This is a genomic window from Leisingera sp. F5 (genome assembly GCF_001593695.1).
Genome location: NZ_LUKH01000393.1, coordinates 1 through 2596 on the forward strand (window position 1 = coordinate 1; position 2596 = coordinate 2596).

The 2596-nt window shown below is 56.4% G+C and carries 1 protein-coding gene and 1 pseudogene; one reads left to right on the forward strand and one right to left on the reverse strand.

Annotation, left to right across the window (positions count from 1 at the left end; genetic code table 11):
• A partial coding sequence (locus tag A2I95_RS30805; RefSeq protein WP_291735958.1) for an ABC transporter substrate-binding protein occupies positions 1-1475 on the reverse strand: 1475 nt, incomplete at its 3' end.
• Between the two features lie 511 nt (positions 1476-1986).
• Between A2I95_RS30805 and A2I95_RS30810 the strand changes: the two are divergent.
• Positions 1987-2596, forward strand: a pseudogene (locus tag A2I95_RS30810) (tyrosine-type recombinase/integrase); the annotation flags it as partial.

Genomic DNA, 2596 nt, shown 5'->3' on the forward strand with positions numbered 1-2596 from the left:
TCTGCCAGCAAACGGTCGAACTCAGGATTGTTGAACCCGGTTTCGTTCCAGTTTTCTCCGGACCGGTAGGTCAGGGCCAGAATTTGCACGCCGAGCGGGCGCATGTTCCAATTGGTCGAGCTGAAGGGAAATTTCGCCCAGTCATTCCAGAAAGATGCTCCAGGAACTACTGTTCGCTTCACCTTGATCCCGGCCCCCCGCAACTGCGCAGCCATGGCGTCGGTTGTGTTACGGCGCCAGTCATCGTCGATCGAAATCAGCTCGTGCTCAAAGTCTTCCATGCCGACTTCCTTGAGAAGCTCTATGGCCCCGGCAGGATCGTGAGGTATCCGGTCCACTTCCGCATACTCGGGATGAATCGGACAGACATGATGGTTCTGCGCCGGTATTCCCAACCCGTTGACCCCCAACTCGAGCAAGACTGAGTTGTCGACCGCCATTGACAGGGCGCGACGGACACGTGCGTCTGCATAGGGTTTTTTGCCATTCACTGTGGCGTCCTGATTGGGGCGGATAACAATGGTCGCGGCCGTCACGGCTTCGTTTTGCTGCAGGCCCAGCCCGGTCAGCACCGCAACAAAATCACCGCTGGATTCGTAGTTGGCGTCGATTTCTTCCGCTTCATAGGAAGACAGGATGGTGGTCGGGTCGGTTCCCACGTCCAGGTATTCGATCCTGTCCAAATAGGCCCCCTGGCCCTCGTTCCACCACGTGTGGCCGTCTTTGCGGACCAGCACGGCTTTAACGCCGACTTCATGGCTTTCCAGGGTGTAGGGACCTGTCCCCAGTGGCGCCTTGAAAGGATCTGCACTGCCGGCGTCTGGATGCACGATGGCTGCGGGATAGTCCGCCATGCCGGCGATCAGTGTAATATCCGGGTTCGGCAGGTTCAGCCGTACGGTCGAGGCGTCAACCACTTCGATGGTTCCCTCAGCCGCCTTTGAGGTATCGGGATCAATCAATGTCCCGAACCGGCCCGCCATGGAATTGCCTTCGGCCCCCTTATCGCACCACCGTTCAATATTGTATGCGACATGCTCCGCGGTAAGTGGATCGCCGTTGTGCCAGGTCACCCCGGGGCGCACATTCAGAATGTAGGTCTTTGCATCTTCGCTGATTTCCCAGCTTTCCAGAAGCATCGGCTCAAAGGTGAACTGATGAGTGTAGCGTACCAGATACTCAAGCCAGCCCCGGCTGATATTGGCTTGCGGGCTGTCATCGTAAGACCGCGGGTCCTTGCCTTCCCGGACAACCATCCCGATCCGCAGCGTTCCGCCGGTCTTTGGTGTTTCTGACGCGAACGCCGGCGCATTCATGCCCAGCATGGCGTAGGCTGTTGCGGTAGTGGCCCCGAACGTTGTCGCCATGGCAAGAAATTCACGTCGGCTGACTTCGTCATTTCGACGCTTCGCATTGTGAGCAGAGTCTTCGACGGTTGTGGGCAGTATGTCACAGCCGGACTTGTAAAGTTTCATGATTTCCTCCCGGGTTGGCGGGAGGCAAACGCCGTGATCAGAGCTGGAAGGGCTGCTGGAATCATGAACGCTTACTTCCCATTGTCGTTGGCACGCCTGGGGTGAAACAAAAGTCCAAGCCAAGTTATGCCTTATTTGTATTGGCAATTTGTATCGGCAGGCCCGCGCTCGAAGAACTGAAAAGTTTTTTGGATCATGTACAATCAGTAACCGGTTCCGGATTGGAGCTGAACTTTTGCACAGGTGATCTCGTTCCAAAGTTGGCGAATATGAGCACCGGTACGACTGCTACCGAGAACCTGTGGGAGGTGTCATCCTTCCTGTGAATGTCCGTTTTGCGCCTTTCACACCTATTCAAGTGTACTGCAGCATTGTTCGACTTTGGGTTCACTGCTGCCCAATGCGTCTGCGGTATTTCCCAAAGTGACAACGGCCATTCGAACCACCAGTAGACTGAGGCGTCAGCGCTGTGCTGATGTCTGGGTTTGGCGGGAGGATTGGAGGGCGCACTATGCCAAGAGTCCAACTTCCCGCTGTCACCCCGAAACGAAGAGCCTGGAACAAGGGCCGGATCATCGGCCAGAAACGACCACTGTTGCCGAAACAGGTCTGGGCGATCCGCGCGCGGCTGGAACTGGCGGGCAACCTGCGCGATCTTGCGCTGTTCAACGTGGCAATTGATAGCAAGCTTCGCGGATGCGATTTGGTGAAACTGGCCGTCACTGACTTGGTGAGGGATGATCGCCTTCGCGAAAGGGTGTCTGTGATCCAGAGCAAAACCAAGCGGCCCGTTCAGTTCGAACTCTCTGAAAACACGCGGGACACCATTGCCGCGTGGATCAAGTCGCCGGAAATGATCGGCTGCCGTCTCATGTTCCCCAGCCGGTTTCATGACCCCCCACATATCTCAACTCGCCAATATGGCCGGCTTGTGCGCGATTGGGTGACGGCAATTGGGCTGGAACCCAGCGGATACGGCACCCATTCACTGCGCCGAACCAAGGCAGCGGAGATATACCGCAAAACCGGGAACTTGCGTGTGTGCAACTGCTTCTTGGCCATACAAAAGTCGACAGCACTGTCAGATATCTTGGTGTCGAACTTGAAGATGCGCTGAGCAT